This window comes from Parasaccharibacter sp. TMW2.1890 (assembly GCF_023337645.1).
Classification (GTDB): Bacteria; Pseudomonadota; Alphaproteobacteria; order Acetobacterales; family Acetobacteraceae; genus Bombella; species Bombella apis.
Window position 1 is genome coordinate 829,636 of record NZ_NWUV01000001.1, and the last position, 23,051, is coordinate 852,686.

Sequence of the window (23,051 nt, forward strand, 5' to 3'; positions counted from 1 at the left end):
TTCTGGTCTCAAAGCCGGATGTCATGCCAGTGTCACCCGGGCTGCCACAAGAATATCCACGGAAAGGCAGCCATGCTCAAGCAATGCTTTTACACAGACCTCTGCCGTAGCCCCTGTTGTCAGGATATCATCAACCAGCACGACCCGGCGCCCACGCAGCAAACTCCAGTAACGGGGCCGCAGCGTGACAGCTCCCGCCATCTGCCTCCGCCTCCCCTTCCGGGAGAGCCCTGCGAGAGATGCAGTCCTGAACCGCCGTTGCAGCGCATCTGGATAGCAGGCAAGCCCTTCCCGTCGGGCAAGGGCCATGGCCATCAGGGCCGCCTGATTATATCCACGCTGCCACAGACGCCCACGATGCACAGGAACAGGCACAAGCACCACATCCGGTCCTATCAGGTCCCCCCCTGCCCGGATCATGAAATGGGCCAGAGCTGCAGCATGTTCTGTCCGGCTTCCATATTTCAGTCCCATGACAAGGCTGCGGGCCTGTCCTTCATACAGAAAAGCCGCCCGTGCCCTGTGCCATGGCGGTGGAGACCTTTCACAGTCTGCACAAAGCATCCCACGCTCGGCCATCTCCTCCTGCGTGATGGGCAGGGCACAGGCATCACAGAAGGGAGAATGGACAAACCGGAGCCCAGCAAAACAGCGCCCACACAGAAAGCCACCACCCGACGCCACTTCCTCCCCGCATGAAACGCAATTGGGCGGAATGAGCCAGTCCAGCACATTCCGCCCAAGCCATTTACTTCTGCAAAGCCAGTCCACCTTTTCTCAGAGCACCGCCATCCTCAGAAACGAGATGGCGGTGCTTCCCCCGAGGTCTCAGTGTCCGGCAGCGGCAGCGTCAAAATCCGGTGCCTGAAGCCCAGAGGCCTCCAGCTGACTGACAAACACCTTCTTCAGGCGAGCCAGCCCCTCATGAGACTGCGCCTCAATACGCCCGACAAGAACCGCCTGCGTATTGGAAGCACGAAGCAGCCACCAGCCATCAGGCGTATTCACACGCACGCCATCCACGGAAGACACATCAGCCCCTTCCTTCTTCAGGCGCTCGGCCACTTCCTTGATGACATCAAACTTGCGGGTGTCATCGCAAGGGAAGCGCAGCTCCGGCGTGTTGACCATCTGTGGCAGGGCCTCCCGCATGTCTGCCAGAGTGCCGGGCAGACGGGCGACGATCCCAAGAACACGGATCGCCCCATAGAGGGCATCATCGAATCCATACCACTTATCGGCAAAAAAGATATGCCCGGACATCTCACCCGCCAGCGGAGACGACGTCTCGGCCATCTTGCTCTTGATGAGGGAATGCCCGGTCCGCCACATCAGAGGCTCACCACCAGCCTTGCCGACTTCATCAAACAGCACCTGACTGGCCTTGACGTCTGCAATGATGGTCGCTCCCGGGTGTTTCTTCAGCACGTCACGGGCCAGCAGAACGAGAATCTGATCCCCCCAGAGAATCTCTCCCTTGCCATCCACGACGCCAACCCGGTCGGCATCGCCATCAAAGGCCACGCCAATATCCGCTTTTTTCTCACGGACGGTCCTGATCAGATCCTGCAGGTTCCCCTCGACGGTCGGGTCTGGATGATGATTCGGAAAGGTCCCATCAATTTCAGGGTACAGGACCGTATGCTCACCAGGCAGCTCCTTCACCAGGCGGGTCAGCACCTCACCAGCAGCGGAGTTGCCATTGTCCCACACGACCTTCAGCGGCCGCTCCCCGTCATAATCCTTGAGAAGACGCTCAATATAGGCTTCAGAAGGATCAATCGTCTCGACCTTCCCTTCTGCCTTGGGCACGACGTCACCCGCTGCGGCCAGACGGCCAACCTCACGGATCTGCTCGCCAAAAAACGGCTTGCCCTTCAGCATCATCTTGAAGCCGTTATGATCCGGTGGATTGTGGCTGCCCGTCACCATGATGGCACCGTCAGACTCCCCCGTGACAGCCGCATAATACAGCATCGGGGTCGGCCCACGCCCGACACGGCGCACCGTCACACCGGAATCCACGGCACCACGGACCAGTGCCTCCTCCAGTTCCGGCGATGACAGGCGGCCATCATAGCCCACCGTCACCACGCTCCCACCGTCCCGGCGGATCATGCTCGCAAAAACACGGCCCAGCGCATAGGCATCCTCGGCATGAAGGGTTTTCCCCACAATGCCGCGAATATCGTATTCCCGCAGGCTGGTCGGCTCAAAATGATGCTTGAATCCCGTCATGAGCTCACATCCTCTCAGGCATATTTCTTCAGGAAGGCACGCACGTCATCTTCCAGGTCTTCACGCTGGAGCGCCAGAGCAACCTGAGCCTCGAGGAAGCCCAGCTTGCTGCCACAGTCAAACCGCGTGCCTTCATAACGCAGACCATGGAACGGCACCTTGCCGATCATCTCGGCCATGGCATCCGTCAGCTGCACTTCACCACCCACGCCGGTTTTCAGAGCGGACAGTGGCTTGAGCACGTCAGCTGTCAGGACATACCGGCCAATGATGGCAAGATTGGAAGGAGCATCTGCCGGAGCGGGCTTTTCAACCAGTCCCTTGACCTCCACCTTGCGCCCATCATCCTCGCCAATTTTCAGAATACCGTAGCGGTCCGTCCACTCCCGGGGGACCTCATCCACAGCAACCACATTTCCCCCTGTCTGATGGTAGACATCAGCCAGCTGGGCCACACAGCTGCGCCCACCCTGGACGATGTCATCCGGCAGAAGAATGGCGAATGGGTCATTCCCGATGAAGTTGCGGGCGCACCAGATGGCATGACCAAGCCCCAGAGGATTCTGCTGGCGCACAGCCACCAGTGAACCAGCCTCCACACTGCTGCTTTCCAGAGCCTTGATGGCAGATATCTTCTTCCGCTCCCTCAGAGTGCTCTCAAGTTCGTAGGCAATATCAAAATAATCAATCAGATTGTCCTTGCCACGGGCCGTAACCAGACAGAACTCCTCAATGCCGGCAGCACGGGCCTCATCGATGGCATACTGGATAAGCGGCTTGTCCACGACGGGCAGCATCTCTTTCGGCATGGCCTTCGTCGCCGGCAGGAAGCGTGTTCCCAGACCTGCGACAGGCAGAACGGCTTTTTTCAATGGCTTGATCATCTCGGCTCTCTCTCGGTCTGTCTGCCCTGCCTTCCATCATCCGACAGAGCACTCATCCATCAATCTCGGCACAAGGCGGCTGTTCACAGGTAAACAGACCACCATCCAAGATGTAACCTAAAGTACATCTTCGATACAGGGGCCATCCCGATGCCAACAATCAGTTTTTCATGAAAAAGACGTAACACGGTGGAACCCATGTTACGGACCATATCCTCAAATTGCAGAAGAAATATGGTGCGGCCGAGAAGACTCGAACTTCCACGGGGTTTCCCCCACAAGCACCTCAAGCTTGCGCGTCTACCATTCCGCCACGGCCGCTCCGTGATCAGCAGTCCCGTTTTCCCTCGTCTGAGGCGTGACCGCTTCGGTGAAATGGCCTATAGCCCATCAGAACAGGGAGGGCAATGGTCATGACACGGTTTTATAAAGAAATTATCTGGCAGGCGGATAAAAAAATCTGCCCATATCCCGAAGCCCTGTCCTTCATGCGCCAGCAGGTGGAGGCCATCCACCATCAGCAGGCCCCCCAACGTATCTGGCTGACAGAACACCCCCCCCTCTATACCGCCGGAACCTCTGCCAGGGCTGAAGACCTCATCAACTCTCAGGGCTATCCAACGTTCGAAGCCGGACGGGGTGGCCAGTGGACCTATCACGGTCCCGGACAACGCATCGCCTATGTCATGCTGGACCTCACGCAGCCGCACGGCCCCCTCCCCGCACGGGACATACGGGCCTTCGTCCAGCTGCTGGAACGCTGGCTCATCATGAGCCTTCAGGAGCTGGGAATTGACGCCTTCACCCGGGAAGGCCGTATCGGCGTCTGGTGTTTCGATAGGGAAAGCGGGCTGGAAACCAAGATCGCCGCTCTGGGAATCCGTGTCACACGCTGGGTCAGCTGGCACGGAATTTCACTGAATGTCTCGCCACGACTCAGTGACTTTGACGGGATCATCCCCTGCGGCATCCGGGACTATGGCGTGACCAGCCTGCAACGCTTCAACCCAGCCCTACAGATGGAAGATGCCGACAGGGCCCTGCTGAAAAGCTGGACGGCCCTGTTCGGCCCTGTGATCCATCCAGCTGCTACTCCGGCAGACTGAAGCTGCTTTCGGAAACAGGCTGGTTCTCCTGCACGTCGAACAGGGAGAGACCAAAATGATGGTGACGGGCATCCACCCCCTGTATGCCAACAAGGGTCAGATGGCCACGCACGTCAGAAAACTGGAGGGTCAGCAGCCCCTGGGAAGGATTGTCAGCCTCTGCCACGGAAAGCTGGAGCGATTCTGTCCCACGGGAGACATTCGTCACCTGAACATCCCTGTCAAAACTGACAGGATGACGGAGCAGAAGTCCGAGCGGATTCCGCTTGAGAGAGAGGTGCGTCACGGCACCATTATCAGCATTCCGGAGGACAAACCGACCATCACGGGCCACGGCCCTCATGGCATGAGGAACCTCATACACCATCTCGAACCGTCCGGGCACATAGGTGAAATGTCCATCCCCCTGCTGCTGGGCCGGACCATCCTGCACAAATGACGCCTGAAGGGACGACAACCCGTTGAGATAGGTCTCCACCCGACGGATATCGTGCCTGTCATTCATGACAAGATGATCATAGCCTGATGTGGCACACCCCGTGAGACCAGAAACAGCCAACGGAGCCGCCACCATGCCGGCCCAGAACAGCAGGCTGCCTGCCATCATGCGCTTCATGGCTGGCTCTCCCCTTCCAGAGACAGGGAGAGGGCATGAAGGCCCGTCTGGAACTCCCCGGCCAGCAGGTCATTCACAAGCCTGTGTCGGGCCAGGGTCTTCATCCCGTCAAACCGGCGGCTGACGACATGTAGATGATAATGCGTCTCGCCCACCTGCTCCGGCCCCCGGCTTTCCTGGGCCTGGGTACGCATGGCTGCATGATGCCGGTGGCGTGCACTGTCATCCCGTATCTCCAGTATGGACGGGCTCAGGGCCTCCTCCAGTACTGCCCTCATGCGGTCGACTCTTTTCATCGGTTTTCTTCCACGCTCATCCACGGAGTTACAGGTTCCATCTGTCCTGCCCATAACAGGAATCTTTCCCCACCAGGAAAAGGATGCTTGCATCCATGCCAGACCTCTCCCCATATCGTCCATCATGCAATGCAAACCATCCAGACACAAAGCCTTCGCACCGGACCCGGACGCCCCCCAGCAATGCTGCGACCACCCGGACTGTGACAGGCCGGCAGGGTACCGGGCCCCCCGGGGACGGGACAACCTGCGCAGCTATTACTGGTTCTGCCTGGAGCATGTCCGCCAGTACAATGCCAGCTGGGACTATTACCGGGGCATGACGCCAGGGCAGATCGAACGCCACCTGCGGGAAGATACCTCCTGGCAGCGCCCTTCATGGAAGATGGGCACGCCAGGCAACGATTCGGCACGGGCTTCCTTCACACTGGATGATCTGCATGACCCTCTGGACATCCTGAACCGGCACCGTCGCCCTTCCCGGGCGACCGAAACGAGACGGCAGGCCCCGCCAGCCCTACGTGAGCCCCTGGCCCAGCTTGATCTCGAATGGCCGACCACGCTTGAAATCATCAAGACCCGCTACCGTGTCCTGGCACGCCGTTATCACCCTGATGCCAACAGGGACGACCCAAGAGCGGAAGAACGCTTCAAGGTCATCGGAACGGCCTACGCCACATTGCGGGACCATTTTGCCAACAGCACTGAGCAGGCAACAGCCGGAGCCGGATAGCTGCCTTGCCTTCCCTGCATCTTTTCATGACCGGGTGATTGTGTAATCGTACCTGTAGAGTCCTTAATAGGATAGACACTCATTCGGTCTTCCATGTACCACCCTACTTAGTGACAGGAATCATGTCATGGCTCTCCCTTCAGCACAGTCCCTCTCCGAGACACTGCCCCAGACACCTGACAGCCTGAAATCCGCCCGGGAGCTGTTTGGGCTCGACCTTGATCTCGAAGTCCCTGTCTGGTCACAGAAGACGGACCATGTCCCCGAGATCGACTCCGCCTACCAGTTCGACCGGGACACGACCCGGGCCATTCTGGCCGGTTTCATGCATAACCGCCGTGTTCTGGTGCAGGGCTTTCACGGAACCGGAAAATCCTCCCATATCGACCAGATCGCCGCACGGCTGAACTGGCCCTGCGTCCGCATCAATCTCGACAGTCACATCTCCCGCATCGACCTCATCGGCAAGGACGCCATCACGCTGGAAGATGGCAAGCAGGTCACGGAATTCCGTGAAGGTCTGCTGCCATGGTGTCTCCAGAATCCATGCAGCCTGATCTTTGACGAATATGATGCCGGACGGCCCGACGTGATGTTCGTCATCCAGCGCGTGCTGGAAGCCAACGGGGCCCTGACCCTGCTGGACCAGAACCGCGTCATCCACCCACATCCGTCTTTCCGCCTCTTCGCCACGGCCAACACGGTCGGGCTGGGCGATACAACAGGGCTGTATCACGGCACCCAGCAGATCAACCAGGGCCAGATGGACCGCTGGAACATTGTCACCTCCCTGAATTACCTGCCCAAGGAACAGGAAATCCGCATCATCAAGGCCAAGATGGGCGATGCTCTGGAGGAGACCCTCATCGGCCAGATGGTGGAACTGGCCGACCTGAGCCGTGCCGGTTTCATGAACGGGGACATCTCCACCGTCATCTCCCCCCGGACGGTCCTCTCCTGGGCAGAAAACATCACGATCTTCAATGATGTTCCCTTCGCGTTCCGCCTGAGTTTCCTCAACAAATGTGATGAAGCCGAACGCAGCATCGTGGCTGAATATTATCAGCGCTGCTTCAACGCCTCACCGCTGGGTTAAGTCTCATGTCCGATCCGCACGAACTCTTCCGCAAGGCAACTTTTGCCACGCAGCGCGCCCTGAGTGGTCATCAGGATGTTCCCATGACACCCGCTCTGGCTTCTCTGGAGCGTGCGGCTCTCACTCCCGAGGACAAGACCTATATCCGGGGGGCCACCGATGCCGTGGCCCTGCGCCAGCGTCACCACGACCCGGAAAAACGCATCACCATCCCCGATGCCCAGACCCAGACCATCACCGATGGCATGGAGCAGGCCCGTTGTGAGGTCTATGGGGCCCGCCACATGGCCGGGGTGCAGGCCAATCTGGAAGACTATCTGGGGCGGCGGCTTCATGCCCTCAACAGCGCAAAAATGATTGTGCAGGACGACATGCCCATGCCGCTCGCACTGGAACTGCTGACACGGGAGGCCCTCTCTGGCCGCAAACTGCCGGAAAGCATGACCGGGCCGGCATTGGCCGCATGGCGCCAGTCCCTTACCCCCAGGGCCCGTGAGGCTCTGGCCCGTCTGGCTGACGTGCAGAACGACCAGACACTCTTCAATGAAGCCTCCCAGCGTTTCGTGCATGTTCTTACCTTGAAGGAGACAGGCGAAGCCGAAGAAGAGCCGGACCCTTCAAAATCCCGTGGGCAGAGCCAGGACGACCAGACAGAAAGTGGCGAATCCTCTGCCCCTGACCCGGACGGGCAGGAAGAAGAAGACAGCACGGCTGAAGATGCCCAGGCAGCCCTGAGCGACGATTCCGACGAATCAGCAAACCCGGAAGGTCTGTCCTCTGATGAGATGGAAACCATCCTGACAGAGGGTGAACATGGATACGAACAGCCAGCAGGTCCTTCTGCCCAGCCGGAAGAGGAACGGCCCTGTCCCGTAAAGGGGCTTGGGGGCTATCAGGCCTATACGCAGGAATTTGACGAAGAGGTCCATGCGAGCGATCTCTGCGACCCGGCCGAGCTGGACCTGCTCCGTGAAAGACTGGATGAGCAGCTCCAGCAGACGCAAGGTTTTGTTTCCCGTCTGGCCCATCGGCTACAACGGAAGCTGCTGGCCCAGCAGCAGCGTCGCTGGCATTTCGATCAGGAAGACGGCATTCTTGATGCAGCCCGTCTGCCCCGCATCATCAGCAACCCCTCCCTGCCACTCTCCTACAAGCAGGAAGGCAAGATCGACTTCCGGGACACGACCGTCACACTGCTGATCGACAATTCAGGCTCCATGCGGGGCCGTCCCATCACGACAGCGGCCATCTGTGGGGACATTCTGGCCCGCACGCTGGAACGTTGCGGCATCAAGGTCGAAGTTCTCGGGTTCACCACACGGACATGGAAGGGCGGAGAAAGCCGTGTGAAATGGACACAGGACGGCAGGCCACCAAAACCGGGACGGTTGAATGATCTACGCCATATCATCTACAAATCGGCAGACACGCCATGGCGGCGGGCACGCCGCAACATCGGCCTCATGCTGCGGGAAGGCCTGCTGAAAGAGAACATCGATGGCGAGGCCCTTCTCTGGGCATGGAAACGCCTGAGACACCGTCCGGAACATCGTCGCATCCTCATGGTGATTTCCGATGGCGCACCAGTCGATGACAGTACCTCCTCCGCCAATGGGCCAGAATATCTGGACCTGCATCTGCACCGTGTCATCCATCAGCTGGAAAATGATCCATCCGGGGAACTGCTGGCCATTGGCATCGGTCATGACGTCACACGATATTACGCCAACAGCGTAACCATCAGTTCAGCCGAAGACCTGGGGGACACCATGGTAGCCCAGCTGACAGCCCTTTTTGCCCCACGCTCTGCCCGGCAGGGACGGAGAGGATAATTTTCCTCTCCCCCATTGTCAGGCGCCCCGGACTCCGCCACTCTCAAAAACATCATGCGACATCATCCTGCCCGTCCTTTCCGCACGCTGGCCGCAGCAGCCGGCCTCTCCCTGCTGGCATTGAGCAGCCAGTCCCTCCTGCCCACGGCAGCGGCCGATACACTGCCGCACCTTTCGGCGGACTGTTTTACCTACTCTCCCGGCCAGGTCATCAGGACCGGCCATGGCGTAACCATCCAGGGCATGAAAGCCGAGCTGACAGGCACGCAGCACCGCATCTCGGTCGTCTCCGCCACGGCTGTTGACCATAAACAGAAAATGGATGAGGCCGCCCTGACCCGCCTCAATGCGGCGGTCGCCTATGCTGCCCTGACAGCCTATCACCGTGGCATGACGGATGTCTGCTCCACACAGCCTCTGCCCGAAGTGGAAGAGGTGAAAAACACCCTGCCAGAACTGCACTGGAGCGGCATCACCATGACCCGGCCAGACCGGGTCTCCACCGCCAGCTCGGCACATGTGAATGTCCTCAGCACCACACCGACCATTCATGTCGTGTTTGATGCAAGTGGTCTTCATTCCCCCGGCGCCATCCTGCTGCCACCGACCCTGTCTGGCGATGTCAGCTTCACACCGGCAGCCCAGCCCCCCTATCATCTGACCATCAACAGGTTCCAGACCGTCATCAACGGCAGCGATGTGACTGGAACGGGCACGGTCGTGGCAGGTGAAGGAACAAAAAACCTCAAGGCGGATGTTCACCTTTCCATTGGGCGGATCGGCGAAATGATCGATCGGGTCAACAGGGTAGCCCCGACAGAACTCAAAGCCGCCCTGCTCATTGCCCGCTTCATGAGCGCCAGAGAACCCGACCACCATGTTGGCTGGCACATCGTCGTGAAGAATGGCACCGTCAAGGTCAATGGTGTCGAACTTCCCATCCCCTTCTGATGCCACAGCGCCCCGCCCTGACAGGCGGGGCTTTCTGTTTCAGGCCTGTTCCAGCTTTCTGATTCCTTCCAGTGTGTGCATCTGCTCCGCCAGACGGGGTGTGACACGATAGAAACCCGGCAGCCTGATCTCAATCGCCTGCGTCTCCTCAAGAGTAGGCAACAGCACGACACGCCCCCGCCCGCCCCTGACCTCTGCCAGCATGTCATGAAGGGGGGCCAGAGCTGCCTCATCATCAATCCAGATACGCAGCTCTCCCTGCTCATTGGCTGCGGCTGTTTCCAGGTCCTGCACGCTATTGGCCGTGATACGCAGGGCATCTCCATCCAATTTCAGCTCCGCCTGCACCAGGACAGCCTGCCCAGCCACAAGCATGTCCCGGCAACTCTGCAATGTTTCCGAAAATAACGTGACTTCGCAGCCACCGCTGGCATCCGTCAGGGTGACCCATGCCATCTTCTTGCCGGTCTTGGTGGGACGCTCCTTCTTGTCCACCACACAGCCCGCAATGGAAACACGTGATACACCCTGATGCGCCCTGCTCTCCAGCTGGAGAGCAGGCGTGATCCCCAGTCGGCGCAGCACCTGCCTGTAAGCATCCAGCGGATGGGCACTCATATGGAACCCGATTACCCCGGCCTCATGAGAGAGACGCTCAAAATCCGGCCAGGGACGGACCTTCTTCAACCGCAGGACCTCCCGCAGGCTGCTATCGACACCCCCACCGAACAGACCGGCCTGTCCCACTTCCTTCTCCTGCGCCCGGGACTGCGCCCGCCGCAGGATGATCTCCGCACTGGCAAACACGGTGTGACGGTCTGGCTCCAGACTGTCGAACGCACCTGCCTTGGCCAGACTCTCCATCTGTATCTTGTTGATGTGCCGGGAATCACACCGTTCGGCAAAATCGGTGAGATCGCAGAACGGCTTTTCTCCACGGTCCTGCACCAGCCCTTCCATAGCCACGAAACCAACCCGCTTGACCGCTGCCAGGGCGTAACGGATGCCCAGCTGCCCGTCCTCCATCCTCTCGATGGAAAAATCGGCCTGGGATTTATTGATGTCCACCGGCAGGACAGGGATCCCCATGCGTCTGGCTTCCTGGCAGAGAGCCGCCAGCTTTTCCGTCTTTTCCCGTGCCAGAGACATGCAGCCTGCCAGGAAGGGAACAGGATGGTTCGCCTTCATCCAGGCCGTCTGATAGGACACGAAGGCATAAGCGGCAGCATGAGACTTGTTGAAGCCATAATTGGCGAATTTGGCCATGAGGTCGAACACCTCTTCGGCTTTCTCGGCAGGGATGCCCCTCTTCGTAGCCCCTTCGCAGAAAATGGCCCGCTGTTTCTCCATCTCCGAGGCGATCTTCTTGCCCATGGCCCGCCGCAGCAGGTCGGCCCCGCCAAGGCTGTAGCCCGCCATCTTCTGGGCAATCTGCATCACCTGTTCCTGATAGACCATGATGCCGTAGGTCTCTTCCAGAATCGGGCGGATTTCCTCGTGAGGCGGCTCCCACGGTGCCCCATGCTTGCGGCGGCAATATTCAGGAATGTTTTCCATCGGGCCGGGGCGGTAGAGCGACACGCCGGCAATCAGGTCTTCCAGACGGCTGGCAGCCATCTGCTTGAGCATGTCCCTCATGCCCGCCCCTTCGAACTGGAACACGCCCGCCGTGTCTCCCCGGGCCATCATCTCGAAGGTTTTCTTGTCATCCAGCGGAATATGAGAGAGGTCCACCTCTTCCCCCAGCTCCCGCAGGAAATCGACCCCCCGCTTGAGAATGGTCAGGGTCGTCAGCCCCAGAAAGTCGAACTTGACCAGCCCGGCCTGCTCCACAAACTTCATGTTGTACTGGGTGACCAGCATCTCACTTCGTGGATCGCGGTAGAGAGGCACAAGCTCCACAAGATCACGGTCCCCGATCACCACACCGGCCGCATGGGTCGAGGCGTGGCGGTACAATCCCTCCAGCTGAAGGGCGATCTCCAGCAGGCGGCGGATCATCTCATCCGTGTCCCGCATCTCCTGAAGCCGGGGTTCTTCCTCAATGGCCTGGGCCAGTGGTGTCGGTTTGGCCGGATTGTTGGGGATCAGCTCCGCCACACGGTTGACCATGCCATAAGGCAGACCCAGCACACGCCCTACGTCCCGCACGGCCGCCTTGGCCTGGAGTTTCCCGAAGGTGATGATCTGCGCCACACGTTCGTGGCCATATTCATTCCGCACGTAGCGGATGACCTCATCCCGCCGGTCCTGACAGAAATCGATATCAAAGTCCGGCATGGATACACGTTCGGGATTCAGGAACCGCTCGAAAAGCAGCCCGAACGGAATGGGATCAATATCCGTGATGGTCAGCGCATAGGCTACCAGTGATCCAGCACCGGACCCACGCCCCGGACCCACCGGAATGTCATGCGCCTTGGCCCACTGGATGAAGTCCGCCACGATGAGGAAGTAACCGGGGAAGCCCATATCGGCTATGATTTTCAGCTCGGTCTCCAGCCGCTCCTCGTACTCGGCCCGACGGTTCTCCCCATCCTTCATGACAGCCAGACGTTTCTCCAGCCCTTCCTGCGCCATGGCCCGCAGGGTTTCCTCTTCCGTGCTGCCTTCACGAACTTTCGGACAGACAGGCAGGAGCGGCTTGCGGGTATTCACCGCCACGGCACAGTGACGGGCGATCACCAGCGTATTGTCGCAGGCCTCCGGCAGGTCATGGAAGAGCTTCCGCATTTCATCCGGAGTCTTGAACCATGCCTGACGGGACACACGCCAGCGGTCTTCCTCCGCCATGGTACGCCCCTGGGCGATGCAGAGCAGCGCATCGTGCGCCTCATGCAGTTCCGGTCGAGGAAAAAAACATTCATTGGTCGCCACAAGCGGGAGGTCCAGCTCATCGGCCAGAGCGATCAGCTGCGGCTCCGTGATCTCCTCACCAGCTTCATCCAGCCGGTTGATCTCGACGGCCACATACCCCCCAAAGGCCTCCCTGAGACGCTCGAGCATCTGCTTCGCCGCAGCCCTCTGCTCCCCCAGCAGGAGCCGGTTGATCGGCCCCCGGTTGCCACCCGTCAACAGGAACAGCCCACCGGCACGGCTGCACAGCACGTCCAGCGGCATGGACGGATCTGCCGAATCCCCATTCAAGAAGCCCTGCGTGGAAAGATACTGAAGATTCTCCAGCCCTTCTTCCGTCCGGGCCAGAACGACCAGCGGTTCCGCCGGAACGCCGGGCCTGCCCGAAGCTGACGGCAGGGCCAGCTGGCACCCGATGATGGGCTGCACACCGGCCTTGCGGCAGCTCTGGGAAAATTCCAGCCCGCCAAACATGTTGCCGCTGTCCGTCAGGGCGACGGCGGGCATGGCATTCTTTTTGGCCAGCTCCACAAGCTCGGAGACACGAATCGCCCCCTGGCTGAGGGAATAGGCGGAGTGATTACGGAGATGGACAAAGCTGGCATAGGACATGCCGCCCATTTACCACGCCCCCGCGCCGGGGCGGAACAGAAAACGCCCTACCCCTGAAAAGGAACGATCCGCCCTTCATCCAGCGTGACGGTACGGTCCATCGCCGCCGCCAGAGCCTCATTATGGGTGGCGATCAAAGCCGCCACGCCCTCTTCCCGCACCACACGCATCAGCTCAGCGAAGACGAGATCGGCGGTTTTCGTATCCAGATTGCCCGTCGGCTCATCGGCCAGCAGCAGGCTGGGCCGGTTCGCCAGCGCACGGGCGATGGCCGTACGCTGCTGCTCCCCACCGGACATGCGTCCCGGCAGGGCCTCCAGCCGATGGGACAGCCCAAAACGGACCAGCAGGTCTTCTGCCCGCTTCCGGGCCTCGGCAGGTTTCACGCCTGCCGCAAGCTGGGGCAGCATGACATTCTCCACAGCCGTAAATTCCCGCAGCAGATGATGGAACTGATACACGAAGCCGATTTCATCCCGCCGCAAGGCCGTCCGTCCCGCCTCACCCAGTCTGGATGTGGCCTTCTCCCTGATAAGAACCTCTCCCCTGTCGGGGCGTTCCAGAAGGCCAGCCAGATGCAGCAGCGTGGACTTGCCCGTGCCGCTCGGGGCCACGAGGGCAACCAGCTCACCACTTTTCAGGGAAAGATCAGCCTCCCGGAGAATGTGCAGTTCTTCATCCCCGGAACGGAAGGACCGCCCCAGCTTCTCAAGCGTCAGAACCGTGGTCTGTTTCGTGTCACTCATGACGCAGGGCCTCCACCGGGTCGGTCTTCGCCGCACGCCATGAGGGATACAGCGTGGCCAGCAGGGACAGGGCCAGCGACAGCACGGCGACTTCCACAACCTGCGACCAGACCAGACGGGCCGGCAGCCGGGCCAGGAAATAGACCTCAGGATTGAACAGGTCCGTGCCCGTCAGGGATTCCAGAACGTGACGGATCCGCTCGATGTTCAGGGCGAAGCAGATGCCCAGCCCCGTCCCCACCACGGTCCCCACGACGCCAACAGACGCTCCGCACATGAGGAAAATGCGCATCACGCTGCCCCGGCTGGCTCCGAAAGTCCGCAGGACGGCGATGTCCCGTGTCTTGTCCTTGACCATCATGATGAGCGAGGAGATCACGTTGAAGGCCGCCACCAGAATGATGAGCGTAAGGATGAGGAACATCACGTTCTGTTCTACCGTCACGGCATCCAGAAAACCGTTGGCACTCTGTGTCCAGTCCAGCACCTGAAGACGGGGATCATTCAAGGCCTCCGTGATCTGGCGGCTGACCGGCCTGACATTCAGCGGGTCGGAGGTGCTGACCTGCATCAGCGAGACCCCGTCTCCCATCATCAGGAATTTCTGGGAGGCTGCCAGTGGCATGAGAATGATGTTGCTGTTGTAGTCATTCCAGTTGGCATCAAAGACCAGGGCCACGTGCAGTTTCCGCACCCGTGGCATCGTGCCGAATGGCGTGGCCTGCCCGTTGGGCGAGAGAATGGTCAGCGACGAACCGACATGCAGCCCGGCCCGCTCGGCCAGCGTGACCCCCACGGCAACGGCGGAATCCCCTTGGAAGTCATCCAGACTGCCTTCCATGATTCCATCGCTGAGAGCCTTCCAATTCCGCAGGTCCTCCTGTGCCAGCCCTTCCAGCATCGCCCCGGTGGAATAACGCCCCGCCTCCGCAAGGACCGTGCCCTGCGTCATGGGCAGGACCTGCGTCACGCCGGGCACCCTGCGGATCAATGCGGCATCATCCTTGTAGTCCCGGATGACCTGCCCATAGGCATAGACATTCAGGTCTCCATGCAGGCCGAGAATCCGGCCCATGAGGTCGGCCTTGAAGCCGTTCATCACGGCCATGACGATGATGAGCGTCGCCACCCCCAGAGAGATGCCGACAAGGGAGAACAGCGCAATGACCGACGCAAAACGCTCCCCCTTGCGGGCCCTCAGATAACGCAGGGCAACCGTTCGCTCAAACCGCCCGAACATGCTCAGCCAAGCCCCAGTTTCGCCAGAGCTTCATCAAGAGACAGTTCGCTGCGTTCGCCGGAGGCACGGTGCTTCAGCTCCACCATGCCCGCCTTGGCCCCACGGGGACCGACAATGATCTGCCACGGATGACCCATCAGGTCGGCATCATTGAATTTCACCCCGGCACGGTCGGACCGGTCATCATAGAGCAGCCCTTCCGGGTCACGGCTATAGATGGATTCACAGAGCTGGTCACACAGTTCGTCACCGGGGCGGAGGTTGAGCAGAACTGCCCGATAGGGAGCCACTTCTTCCGGCCAGATGATCCCGGCCTCATCATGAGACGCCTCGATGATGGCCCCGACCAGACGGGACACCCCGATGCCATAGGACCCCATGTGCGGATGCAGGGGCGCACCATCGGCACCGCTCACTTCCACACCCATGGATTCGGTATATTTCGTGCCGAAATAGAAGATGTGGCCGACCTCGATGCCCCGGCCACCACGACGACGGTCTTCCGGCACGGCCTCCCAGGCGGAAAGGTCATGTTTTTCATCCGTGGCGGAATAGGTCGTCTTCACGATCTCACGGAGTTTCTGAAGGTCTTCCTCCTTCTGCGGGTCCAGGCCGATGCTGTCCCAGTCAATCTCGTCCCAGCCAGCATCATAGAAGACCTCACTCTCCCCTGTCGGAGCAAGAACGAGGAACTCATGGCTCAGCTCGCCACCAATCGGCCCCGTATCGGCCGCCATCGGCACGGCCTGCACACCAAGACGGCGGAAAATCTTCAGGTAGGACAGCATGATGCGGTAATAGCTGCTCACCGCATCCTCATAGGACAGGTCGAAACTGTAACCGTCCTTCATGTAGAACTCACGGCCGCGCATCACGCCGAAGCGGGGACGGACCTCGTCCCTGAACTTCCACTGGATATGGTAGAGCATCTTCGGCAGCTCACGGTAGGATTTCACCGTGCTGCCGAAGAGGTCCGTCACCATTTCCTCATTGGTCGGGCCGTAAAGCATCTCACGCCCGTGCCGGTCCTCAAGACGCAGCATCTCCGGTCCGTACGCATCATAACGGCCGGAACGCCGCCACAGATCGGCGGACTGAACGGTCGGCATCAGGATTTCCTGTCCGCCAATCCGGTCCTGCTCCTGCCGCACGATGGTGGCGATGTTCCGCAGGACACGCAGCCCGGCGGGCAGCCATGTATAGATGCCCGAGGATGTCTGCCGCACAAGCCCCGCCCGCAGCATCAGCCGGTGTGAGGCAATCTGCGCCTCGGCGGGGACTTCTTTCAGAGTAGGCTGGAATGCCTGACTTAACCGCATGTTCTTTTTCCCTCAGACGCGCAGGAGATGGACATCAACCAGCGGACGCTTCCGCAGCTTGCGGCCGAGTGCCCGCCGCAGGGCTGTGCGGGCCACATCCCGGAAGGCCTGATCGTCCTGACGGAATTCATCAGGAATCTCATCAATGGCATAGGCGAATTCTTCACGGATGCGGGTGCTTTCAGGGTCATCCCGCTCCAGAAGACCTGGTGCACTGATGCGTGGTTCGCCAATGACATAACCCTCATCATCCACGGCAAAGCTGGCCAGCACCACGCCATTGAAAAGCATCCGGCGACGGGCCGCCAGCACACCGCCCGTCATGGGCAGAAGGCGGTCACCATCCAGAGCCAGAAGGCCCGTCGGAGCCGTATCGACCACCTCGACCGGCCCCGGCCCCAGATTGAGGATGTCACCATCCTCCAGCAGCACGGCCTCAGCACCGGCCTCACGGGCCAAAGCCCCGTGGGCTGTCAGATGGCGCCATTCCCCATGGGTGGGAATGCTGTAACGGGGGCGAACAAGGCTGTAGAGATGGCGGATATCCCCACCCGTTGCATGGCCGGATGTATGCACCATGCCATCCTTGTCCGTCAGCACGGTCACGCCACGGCGTGTCAGATTGTCCTGCACCGTCATGACGGCCTGCTCATTCCCCGGAATGACACGGGAGCTGTAAATCACCGTGTCCCCTTCCCCCAGGGAAATGGTGGAATGGGTATCACAGGCGATACGAGACAGGGCGGAGCGGGCCTCACCCTGGCTCCCCGTAATGATCATCAGCAGGTTTTCATCAGGAACATCCTTGATGTCATATTCCGTCAGGAAAGGCGGCAGATCGGCAAAGTAGCCACATTCCCGGGCGGCGGCCTCCAGATTGCGCAGGGAGCGTCCCACCACCATCACCTCACGGCCAGAAGCGAGCGCAGCCTTGGCGATGCTCTCCACACGAGCCACGTTGCTGGCGAAGCACGTCACGGCCACACGTCCTTCCAGCCCGGCGATCATTTCCGTCAGGCCGACACGGACATCCGCCTCAGACTGGGACCGCCCCTCCTTCATGACATTGGTGCTGTCACCCACCATGGCCAACACGCCTTCATCACCCAATGCACGGAAGGCATCCTCGTCCGTCACGGGGCCGACAAGCGGAGTCGGGTCCAGCTTCCAGTCCCCGGTGTGAATGACAATGCCATACGGACTGCGAATGGCGACGGACTGGGCTTCCACAATGGAGTGGGTTACCGGGATGAACTGGAGATCGAACGGCCCGACCTCAAACCGGGAACCCGGCATGATGATGTGGATGACGACCTGGTTCTGAAGGTTCGCCTCGCTCAGCTTGCGCCGCAGCACGGCTGCCGTGAACGGCGTGGCGTAGACAGGACAGCGCATCTGCCGCCAGAGGTGGGCTACAGCCCCCACATGGTCCTCATGGGCGTGGGTAATGACCAGCCCGTGCAGACTGTCTTTCCGTTCTGCGATGAAGGTCGGATCGGACATCAGCACGTCGGCTTCCGGCGTATCATTGCCGGAGAAGCCGATGCCACAATCGATGGCCAGCCAGTGTTCCTCACCATTTTCGCGCAGGCGGTACAGGTTGAAATTCATGCCGATCTCGCCCGTCCCTCCCAAGGGAAGGAAGGCAAAATCACTCTTCTGGTCTGTCATAAACGCATCAGTTCCTGTTCAAGAATTATCAGGGTGCCCGAAGGCGGTATGGGCCTGTTGCCCGGAAAAATCGGTGATGAAACGGTCCCTGTTCTGCCCGGCCAGGAGGCGCAGTCCCTCCAGCGTCAGGTCGGGTGCCACTTCATCAAATAACGTTGTCCCCTCGGAGAAGAGCGGAGCCAGACCGCCCGTCGCCACAACCCGGGGACGTCCATCCATCTCACCGGCAATGCGGTGAACAATCCCTTCGACCAGACCTACATACCCCCAGAAGAGGCCTGATCGCATCGCAACACTTGTGCTGCGGCCTATTGCTTCCACCGGCCGGCCAACACTGACACGGGGCAGACGGGCCGCTGCCTGATGCAGGGCATCCATCGAGAGATTGACCCCCGGTGCAATCGCTCCACCGCAATAGCGGCCCCGAGCATCGACAACATCGAAGGTTGTCGCCGTACCAAAATCCACAACCACCAGCGGGCCCCCGCCGTAAAGCTGCCGGGCGGCAAGGCCGTTCAGCAGGCGGTCAGCCCCAAGCTCTGCCGGCGTATCCACCAGCACATCCATGTTCCAGTCCAGCTCATGATTGGCCACAAGAGGCTCCACATGCAGCCAGCTACGGCACAGGCGCCGCAGATCATACAACGCAGCCGGAACCACCGTCCCGATAATGGCCTGCGTTACACAATCCGGGCCCAGACCTGCCCGTTCCATCAAGGCCAGCAGCCAGACGGCATATTCATCCGCCGTTCTGCGATCATCCGTCGAGATGCGCCAGCGTCCTACCCATGCCTCGCCATCATGAACGGCAAAAACCACATTTGTATTGCCAGCATCAATGACGAGCAGCACATCCCCTCCCTTACTCACAGATCACATCACCCGTCACGACCGAGGTCATGCCACCATCGTCCAGTGCGAGCAGAAGATGTCCCTGCGCATCAAGCCCGGCGAATTGTCCTGCTACTTCCCTACCATGTCTTCGAAGGATCAGTCGAGTACCCAGAGGATGAGCACGCTCCATCCAGCTCTCCCAGATCACACCGTTGCCCTCACGCTGCCAGCGTTCCATCCATCCATCGAACGCCCGCACGATGGCCTGGGCGCAGGCCTGGGCATCCGGCGGAGAGCAGACCTCGGAAAGGGCTGCGAGTGTCCGGCCTTCCACGACCGGAGCCTGCCGCAGATTGGCCCCCATGCCTATGACCGCCCAACAGGGCAGCCCCTTTGCCCTGGCTGCCAGAAAACCGGTTTCAATCAGAATACCTGCCATTTTCCGGCCTGAAAGCAGAAGATCGTTCGGCCATTTCAGCCATAGCGAGGCTGAAGCCTCCCCCGACAGATCCGCTGCAGCCACGAGCCCATCACGAAGGGCCAGAGCCACCATATAGGGCAGAACCGCCCGCATGGCCTGATTTTCGGAAAAACGGAAAAGAAAGGAAAATGCCAGATTTCCCTCGCCACTCTGCCAGCTACGCCCCCGGCTTCCCCGGGCTGCGCTCTGTCGCTCTGCCACAACGGCCAGCCTGTCTTCTTCGCCGGCTTCAGCCCGTTCCCGACAGAGATCGGAAGTGGATGCCAGCGTTTCATGATATTCGAAACGCCAGGTCATAAAAAAACTTGAATGTAAGATGGTGGGCAATGACGGGATCGAACCGCCGACCCTCTCGGTGTAAACGAGACGCTCTACCGCTGAGCTAATTGCCCGCCCCGGTTTATAGGCAAAAGCCTCACGGAGCGCAACGGGGAATTCTCATTTTTTTTCAGAAAATTATCTTCCCCGTTTCCACGATGCCAGCTTACTTGCTGACGGCATCCTTCAGGCCCTTGCCCGGCTTGAAACGCACGGACGTGGAAGCCGGAATGTCGATCTCTTCACCCGTACGCGGGTTGCGGCCCTTGGCAGCCTTGCGGGTGGCTGTCACGAAGCTGCCAAAGCCTACCAGGCGAACTTCCTGCCCCTTGGCCAGGGTCTTCTCGATGGTGCCGAACACGGCATCCACGACATCACCAGCCTTCGCCTTGGGAAGATCAGCGGCCTCGGCAACGGAAGCAATGAGTTCCTGCTTGTTCAGAGGTTTCTCCATGGTAAGCCTTTCAACGTTTGGTGAGACAGCCTCGCAAAGAGGCCAGAATCACATATTGCGATTTACACCTGCACTATGAAGCGGTTTTCGTCCGCGTCAACAGCCTGAAGCCAAGAATACCCTTACTTAATGTTGAATTGAGCGAGAAATTCCTTCCCCGTTCACTTTCTTGGCACTCCTGCCCGCCATCTGCCCCGCTGCCAAAGCCTTCGGCGGCTCTGTCAAGGCAATATTCAGCACTTCATCCATATGCTGGACGGGAATGATCTGTAACCCTTCTTTCACATTTTCAGGAATCTCAGCCAGGTCCTTGACATTCATTTCCGGGATGAGAACCGTCTTGATGCCAGCCCGCAGAGCTGCGAGCAGCTTCTCCTTCAACCCACCAATCTCCAGAACACGGCCACGCAGGGTCACCTCCCCCGTCATGGCAACATCATGCCGGACCGGGATGCGTGTCAGCACACTGACGAGAGACGTGGTCAGCGCTGAACCCGCAGAAGGGCCATCCTTCGGCACGGCCCCCTCTGGCAGGTGCACGTGAATGTCCGTTTTCTCAAGCACGGCCGGGTCGATACCGAATGTCTCGGCACGGGACTTCACATAGGAGAAAGCCGCAGACACGCTCTCCTTCATCACATCACCAAGCTTGCCGGTATGACGGATCGTGCCCTTGCCCGGCATGGTCAGGCTCTCGATGGTCAGGATCTCTCCGCCAACCTGTGTCCAGGCCAGGCCCGTCACGATACCGATCTGATCCTCCTGATCAGCCTCACCATGACGGTAACGTGGGACACCGGCATAAACCTCCAGCGTCTCTGGCGTCACCTCGATCTTTTTCACCTTGCCAGACAGAATCTCACGCACGGCCTTACGCGCCAGACGGGCGATCATCCTCTCCAGACTGCGCACCCCGGCTTCCCGTGTATAAGACCGGATAAGCGCCAGAAGAGCCTCGTCTGTCACGTGCCATTCACCAGGCTTCAGATTATGCTCTTTCGCCTGCTTGGCCAGCAGATGCCTCTTGGCGATCTCCAGCTTCTCCTGTTCCGTATATCCAGAAAGACGGATGATCTCCATGCGGTCCAGCAACGGCTGGGGCATGTCGAGAGAATTGGCCGTGGCGATGAACATGATGTCAGAAAGATCATATTCCACCTCGAGGTAATGGTCCCCGAACGTGTTGTTCTGTTCCGGGTCCAGCACCTCCAGCAGGGCGGAAGACGGATCCCCCCGCCAGTCCGACCCCAGCTTGTCCACCTCATCCAGCAGGAAGAGTGGATTGCTCACCCCGGCCTTCTTGATACCCTGGACAATCTTGCCCGGCATGGCACCGATATAGGTCCGTCTGTGACCACGTATCTCGGATTCATCCTTCATCCCCCCAAGGGAAATGCGGACATATTTCCGCCCTGTCGCCCTGGCGATGGACCGTGCCAGAGAGGTCTTGCCAACACCCGGAGGGCCAACCAGACAGAGGATCGGCCCCTTCAGCTTCTTCGCACGGCTCTGGACGGCCAGATACTCGAGGACACGTTCCTTGATCTTCTCCAACCCATAGTGATCAGCCTCAAGAACGTCTTCTGCCTTCTGGAGGGATTTTGCCAGTTTGGAGCGTTTCTTCCATGGCAGGCTGACCAGCCAGTCCAGATAACTGCGGACCACTGTGCCCTCGGCAGACATGGGGCTCATGCTCCGCAGCTTTTTCAGCTCGCCACGGGCCTTCTCCCTGGCTTCCTGGCTTAGCCCCTGCGTTTCGATCTTCTCTTCGATCTCGGCAAGTTCGTCACGGCCATCCTCGCCTTCACCCAGTTCTTTCTGAATGGCCTTCATCTGCTCATTCAGATAATACTCCCGCTGGGTTTTCTCCATCTGCTTCTTCACACGGCTGCGGATACGCTTCTCCACCTGAAGAACGTCTATTTCCGCTTCCATCCCCGCAAAGACACGCTCCAGCCTCTCCTCCACGGAGAGGGTTTCCAGCAGCTCCTGCCGTTCCGGAATCCGCAGGTTGAGGTGGCTGGCAATCGTATCCGCCAGACGGGACGGATCCTCCAGATGGCTGACCGAGGCCAGTACCTCCGGCGCCACCTTCTTGTTCAGCCGGGCATAATCCTCAAACCGTTTTACGGCAGAACGGGCCAGAGCTTCACGTTCCCCACCACGGGCACCCAGCTCATCAGGAAGGTCTTCCACAGAGCTCTGAAAATAGCCATCCTGCTCCTTCAGGCCAACAAGACGGACACGGCGCAGCCCTTCCACCAGAACCTTCACCGTACCATCGGGCAATTTCAGAAGCTGGAGGACGCTGGCAACCGTCCCGATGCGGAACACATCATCAACAGTCGGCTCATCTTTGCCCACATCTTTCTGGGACACGAGAATGATCTCACGGACATCCTCCGGCATCTGCTCCAGAGCATGGATTGATTTCTCACGTCCCACAAAGAGTGGAACAATCATGTGTGGGAAGACGACAATATTCCGCAGGGGCAGCACCGGCATGACAGGCGCTTCCTTCCGGGGCGACTGAGCGGCCACTGTAGCCTTGCCGCTTTCAGCCTTGGAGGACGCAGCCTTCCTGCGAGGAGCCGCAGAAGCCTTGGCCTCTCCATCTTTACGGGTAGCAGACGTGGAAGCCGTACGCCGCGTCCGGGCGACGCTACCCTTGTCGGCATCCTTGGCAGCAGTCTTGCGGCGGGCTGTCTTTGGTTTCTTTTCGTCACTCATGCTTCAGGATCTCCATAACGGACGATCAAACCCCCGCC

19 protein-coding genes and 2 tRNA genes are annotated in these 23,051 nt (G+C 59.7%); 5 read left to right on the forward strand and 16 right to left on the reverse strand.

The genetic code is table 11. The features are described 5' to 3' along the window. Positions 1–21: 21 nt before the first annotated feature. The 4 genes from CPA54_RS03665 to CPA54_RS03680 all read right to left on the reverse strand — a co-directional run bounded on the left by CPA54_RS03665 (position 22) and on the right by CPA54_RS03680 (position 3,443). Positions 22–771: a ComF family protein gene (locus CPA54_RS03665; RefSeq protein WP_249085538.1), complete on the reverse strand. Its 750-nt coding sequence runs from the start codon at positions 769–771 to the stop codon at positions 22–24. A 57-nt stretch (positions 772–828) separates the two neighbouring features. Then, on the reverse strand, positions 829–2,238 hold the full coding sequence (gene pgmG, locus CPA54_RS03670; protein WP_249085539.1) for a phosphoglucomutase/phosphomannomutase PgmG: 1,410 nt from the start codon (positions 2,236–2,238) through the stop codon (positions 829–831). A gap of 14 nt (positions 2,239–2,252) precedes the next feature. Beyond that, complete coding sequence (galU, locus tag CPA54_RS03675; RefSeq protein WP_081563219.1) at positions 2,253–3,122, reverse strand: UTP--glucose-1-phosphate uridylyltransferase GalU; 870 nt, start codon at positions 3,120–3,122, stop codon at positions 2,253–2,255. A gap of 235 nt (positions 3,123–3,357) precedes the next feature. After that, positions 3,358–3,443 (reverse strand) — tRNA-Leu (locus CPA54_RS03680). Positions 3,444–3,535: 92 nt separating this feature from the next. On the opposite strand from CPA54_RS03680, the gene lipB reads away from it, so the two are divergent. After that, on the forward strand, positions 3,536–4,228 hold the full coding sequence (lipB, locus tag CPA54_RS03685; RefSeq protein ID WP_081563491.1) for a lipoyl(octanoyl) transferase LipB: 693 nt from the start codon (positions 3,536–3,538) through the stop codon (positions 4,226–4,228). On the opposite strand, the gene CPA54_RS03690 is transcribed toward lipB, so the two are convergent. Both CPA54_RS03690 and CPA54_RS03695 read right to left on the reverse strand, forming a co-directional pair. Further along, positions 4,212–4,844, reverse strand: coding sequence for an outer membrane lipoprotein carrier protein LolA (locus CPA54_RS03690; RefSeq protein ID WP_249085540.1), 633 nt, complete (start codon positions 4,842–4,844; stop codon positions 4,212–4,214). The two genes, lipB and CPA54_RS03690, sit on opposite strands and share 17 nt — an antisense overlap. After that, entirely contained in the window at positions 4,841–5,122 is a 282-nt protein-coding gene (locus CPA54_RS03695; RefSeq protein WP_227431452.1) for a BolA family transcriptional regulator, read from the reverse strand. The genes CPA54_RS03690 and CPA54_RS03695 overlap by 4 nt, the downstream gene beginning before the upstream one ends. Before the next feature lie 142 nt (positions 5,123–5,264). Here CPA54_RS03695 and CPA54_RS03700 point away from each other — a divergent pair, with 142 nt between their 5' ends. From CPA54_RS03700 to CPA54_RS03715, 4 genes are all read left to right on the forward strand, one after another. Next, entirely contained in the window at positions 5,265–5,873 is a 609-nt protein-coding gene (locus tag CPA54_RS03700) for a J domain-containing protein (RefSeq protein WP_043561138.1), read from the forward strand. Between the two features lie 127 nt (positions 5,874–6,000). Beyond that, on the forward strand, positions 6,001–6,969 hold the full coding sequence (locus tag CPA54_RS03705; RefSeq protein ID WP_043559934.1) for an AAA family ATPase: 969 nt from the start codon (positions 6,001–6,003) through the stop codon (positions 6,967–6,969). Between the two features lie 5 nt (positions 6,970–6,974). Further along, on the forward strand, positions 6,975–8,801 hold the full coding sequence (locus CPA54_RS03710) for a cobaltochelatase CobT-related protein (RefSeq protein ID WP_249085541.1): 1,827 nt from the start codon (positions 6,975–6,977) through the stop codon (positions 8,799–8,801). A 54-nt stretch (positions 8,802–8,855) separates the two neighbouring features. Further along, positions 8,856–9,752, forward strand: a complete 897-nt coding sequence (locus CPA54_RS03715; protein WP_103791304.1) for a hypothetical protein — start codon at positions 8,856–8,858, stop codon at positions 9,750–9,752. 39 nt (positions 9,753–9,791) lie between these two features. On the opposite strand, the gene dnaE is transcribed toward CPA54_RS03715, so the two are convergent. The 10 genes from dnaE to lon all read right to left on the reverse strand — a co-directional run bounded on the left by dnaE (position 9,792) and on the right by lon (position 23,013). After that, positions 9,792–13,220 carry a DNA polymerase III subunit alpha gene (gene dnaE / locus CPA54_RS03720; protein ID WP_086431448.1) on the reverse strand — a complete coding sequence of 1,143 codons (3,429 nt, stop codon included), beginning with the start codon at positions 13,218–13,220 and terminating at the stop codon, positions 9,792–9,794. Positions 13,221–13,267: 47 nt separating this feature from the next. Further along, a complete protein-coding gene (locus CPA54_RS03725) occupies positions 13,268–13,966 on the reverse strand; it encodes an ABC transporter ATP-binding protein (RefSeq protein ID WP_043559924.1) in 699 nt (232 codons plus the stop codon). Next, positions 13,959–15,206, reverse strand: coding sequence for a lipoprotein-releasing ABC transporter permease subunit (locus CPA54_RS03730; RefSeq protein WP_043559921.1), 1,248 nt, complete (start codon positions 15,204–15,206; stop codon positions 13,959–13,961). Before CPA54_RS03730 ends, CPA54_RS03725 begins: the two co-directional genes overlap by 8 nt. 2 nt (positions 15,207–15,208) lie before the next feature. Further along, positions 15,209–16,525 (reverse strand): proline--tRNA ligase, encoded by a 1,317-nt coding sequence (gene proS / locus CPA54_RS03735; protein ID WP_249085542.1) that lies wholly within the window; start codon positions 16,523–16,525, stop codon positions 15,209–15,211. Between the two features lie 12 nt (positions 16,526–16,537). After that, the gene (locus CPA54_RS03740; protein WP_043559916.1) at positions 16,538–18,196 is read right to left on the reverse strand and encodes a ribonuclease J; all 1,659 of its coding nucleotides are present in this window, start codon (positions 18,194–18,196) and stop codon (positions 16,538–16,540) included. Positions 18,197–18,214: 18 nt separating this feature from the next. Beyond that, the gene (locus CPA54_RS03745; protein WP_043559914.1) at positions 18,215–19,048 is read right to left on the reverse strand and encodes a type III pantothenate kinase; all 834 of its coding nucleotides are present in this window, start codon (positions 19,046–19,048) and stop codon (positions 18,215–18,217) included. A gap of 10 nt (positions 19,049–19,058) precedes the next feature. Beyond that, positions 19,059–19,808 (reverse strand): biotin--[acetyl-CoA-carboxylase] ligase, encoded by a 750-nt coding sequence (locus CPA54_RS03750; RefSeq protein WP_249085543.1) that lies wholly within the window; start codon positions 19,806–19,808, stop codon positions 19,059–19,061. Between the two features lie 20 nt (positions 19,809–19,828). Beyond that, a tRNA-Val gene (locus CPA54_RS03755) sits at positions 19,829–19,903 on the reverse strand. Positions 19,904–19,995: 92 nt separating this feature from the next. Beyond that, positions 19,996–20,283: an HU family DNA-binding protein gene (locus CPA54_RS03760; RefSeq protein WP_043559910.1), complete on the reverse strand. Its 288-nt coding sequence runs from the start codon at positions 20,281–20,283 to the stop codon at positions 19,996–19,998. A gap of 126 nt (positions 20,284–20,409) precedes the next feature. Then, the gene (gene lon / locus CPA54_RS03765; RefSeq protein ID WP_086431452.1) at positions 20,410–23,013 is read right to left on the reverse strand and encodes an endopeptidase La; all 2,604 of its coding nucleotides are present in this window, start codon (positions 23,011–23,013) and stop codon (positions 20,410–20,412) included. Positions 23,014–23,051: the final 38 nt, after the last annotated feature.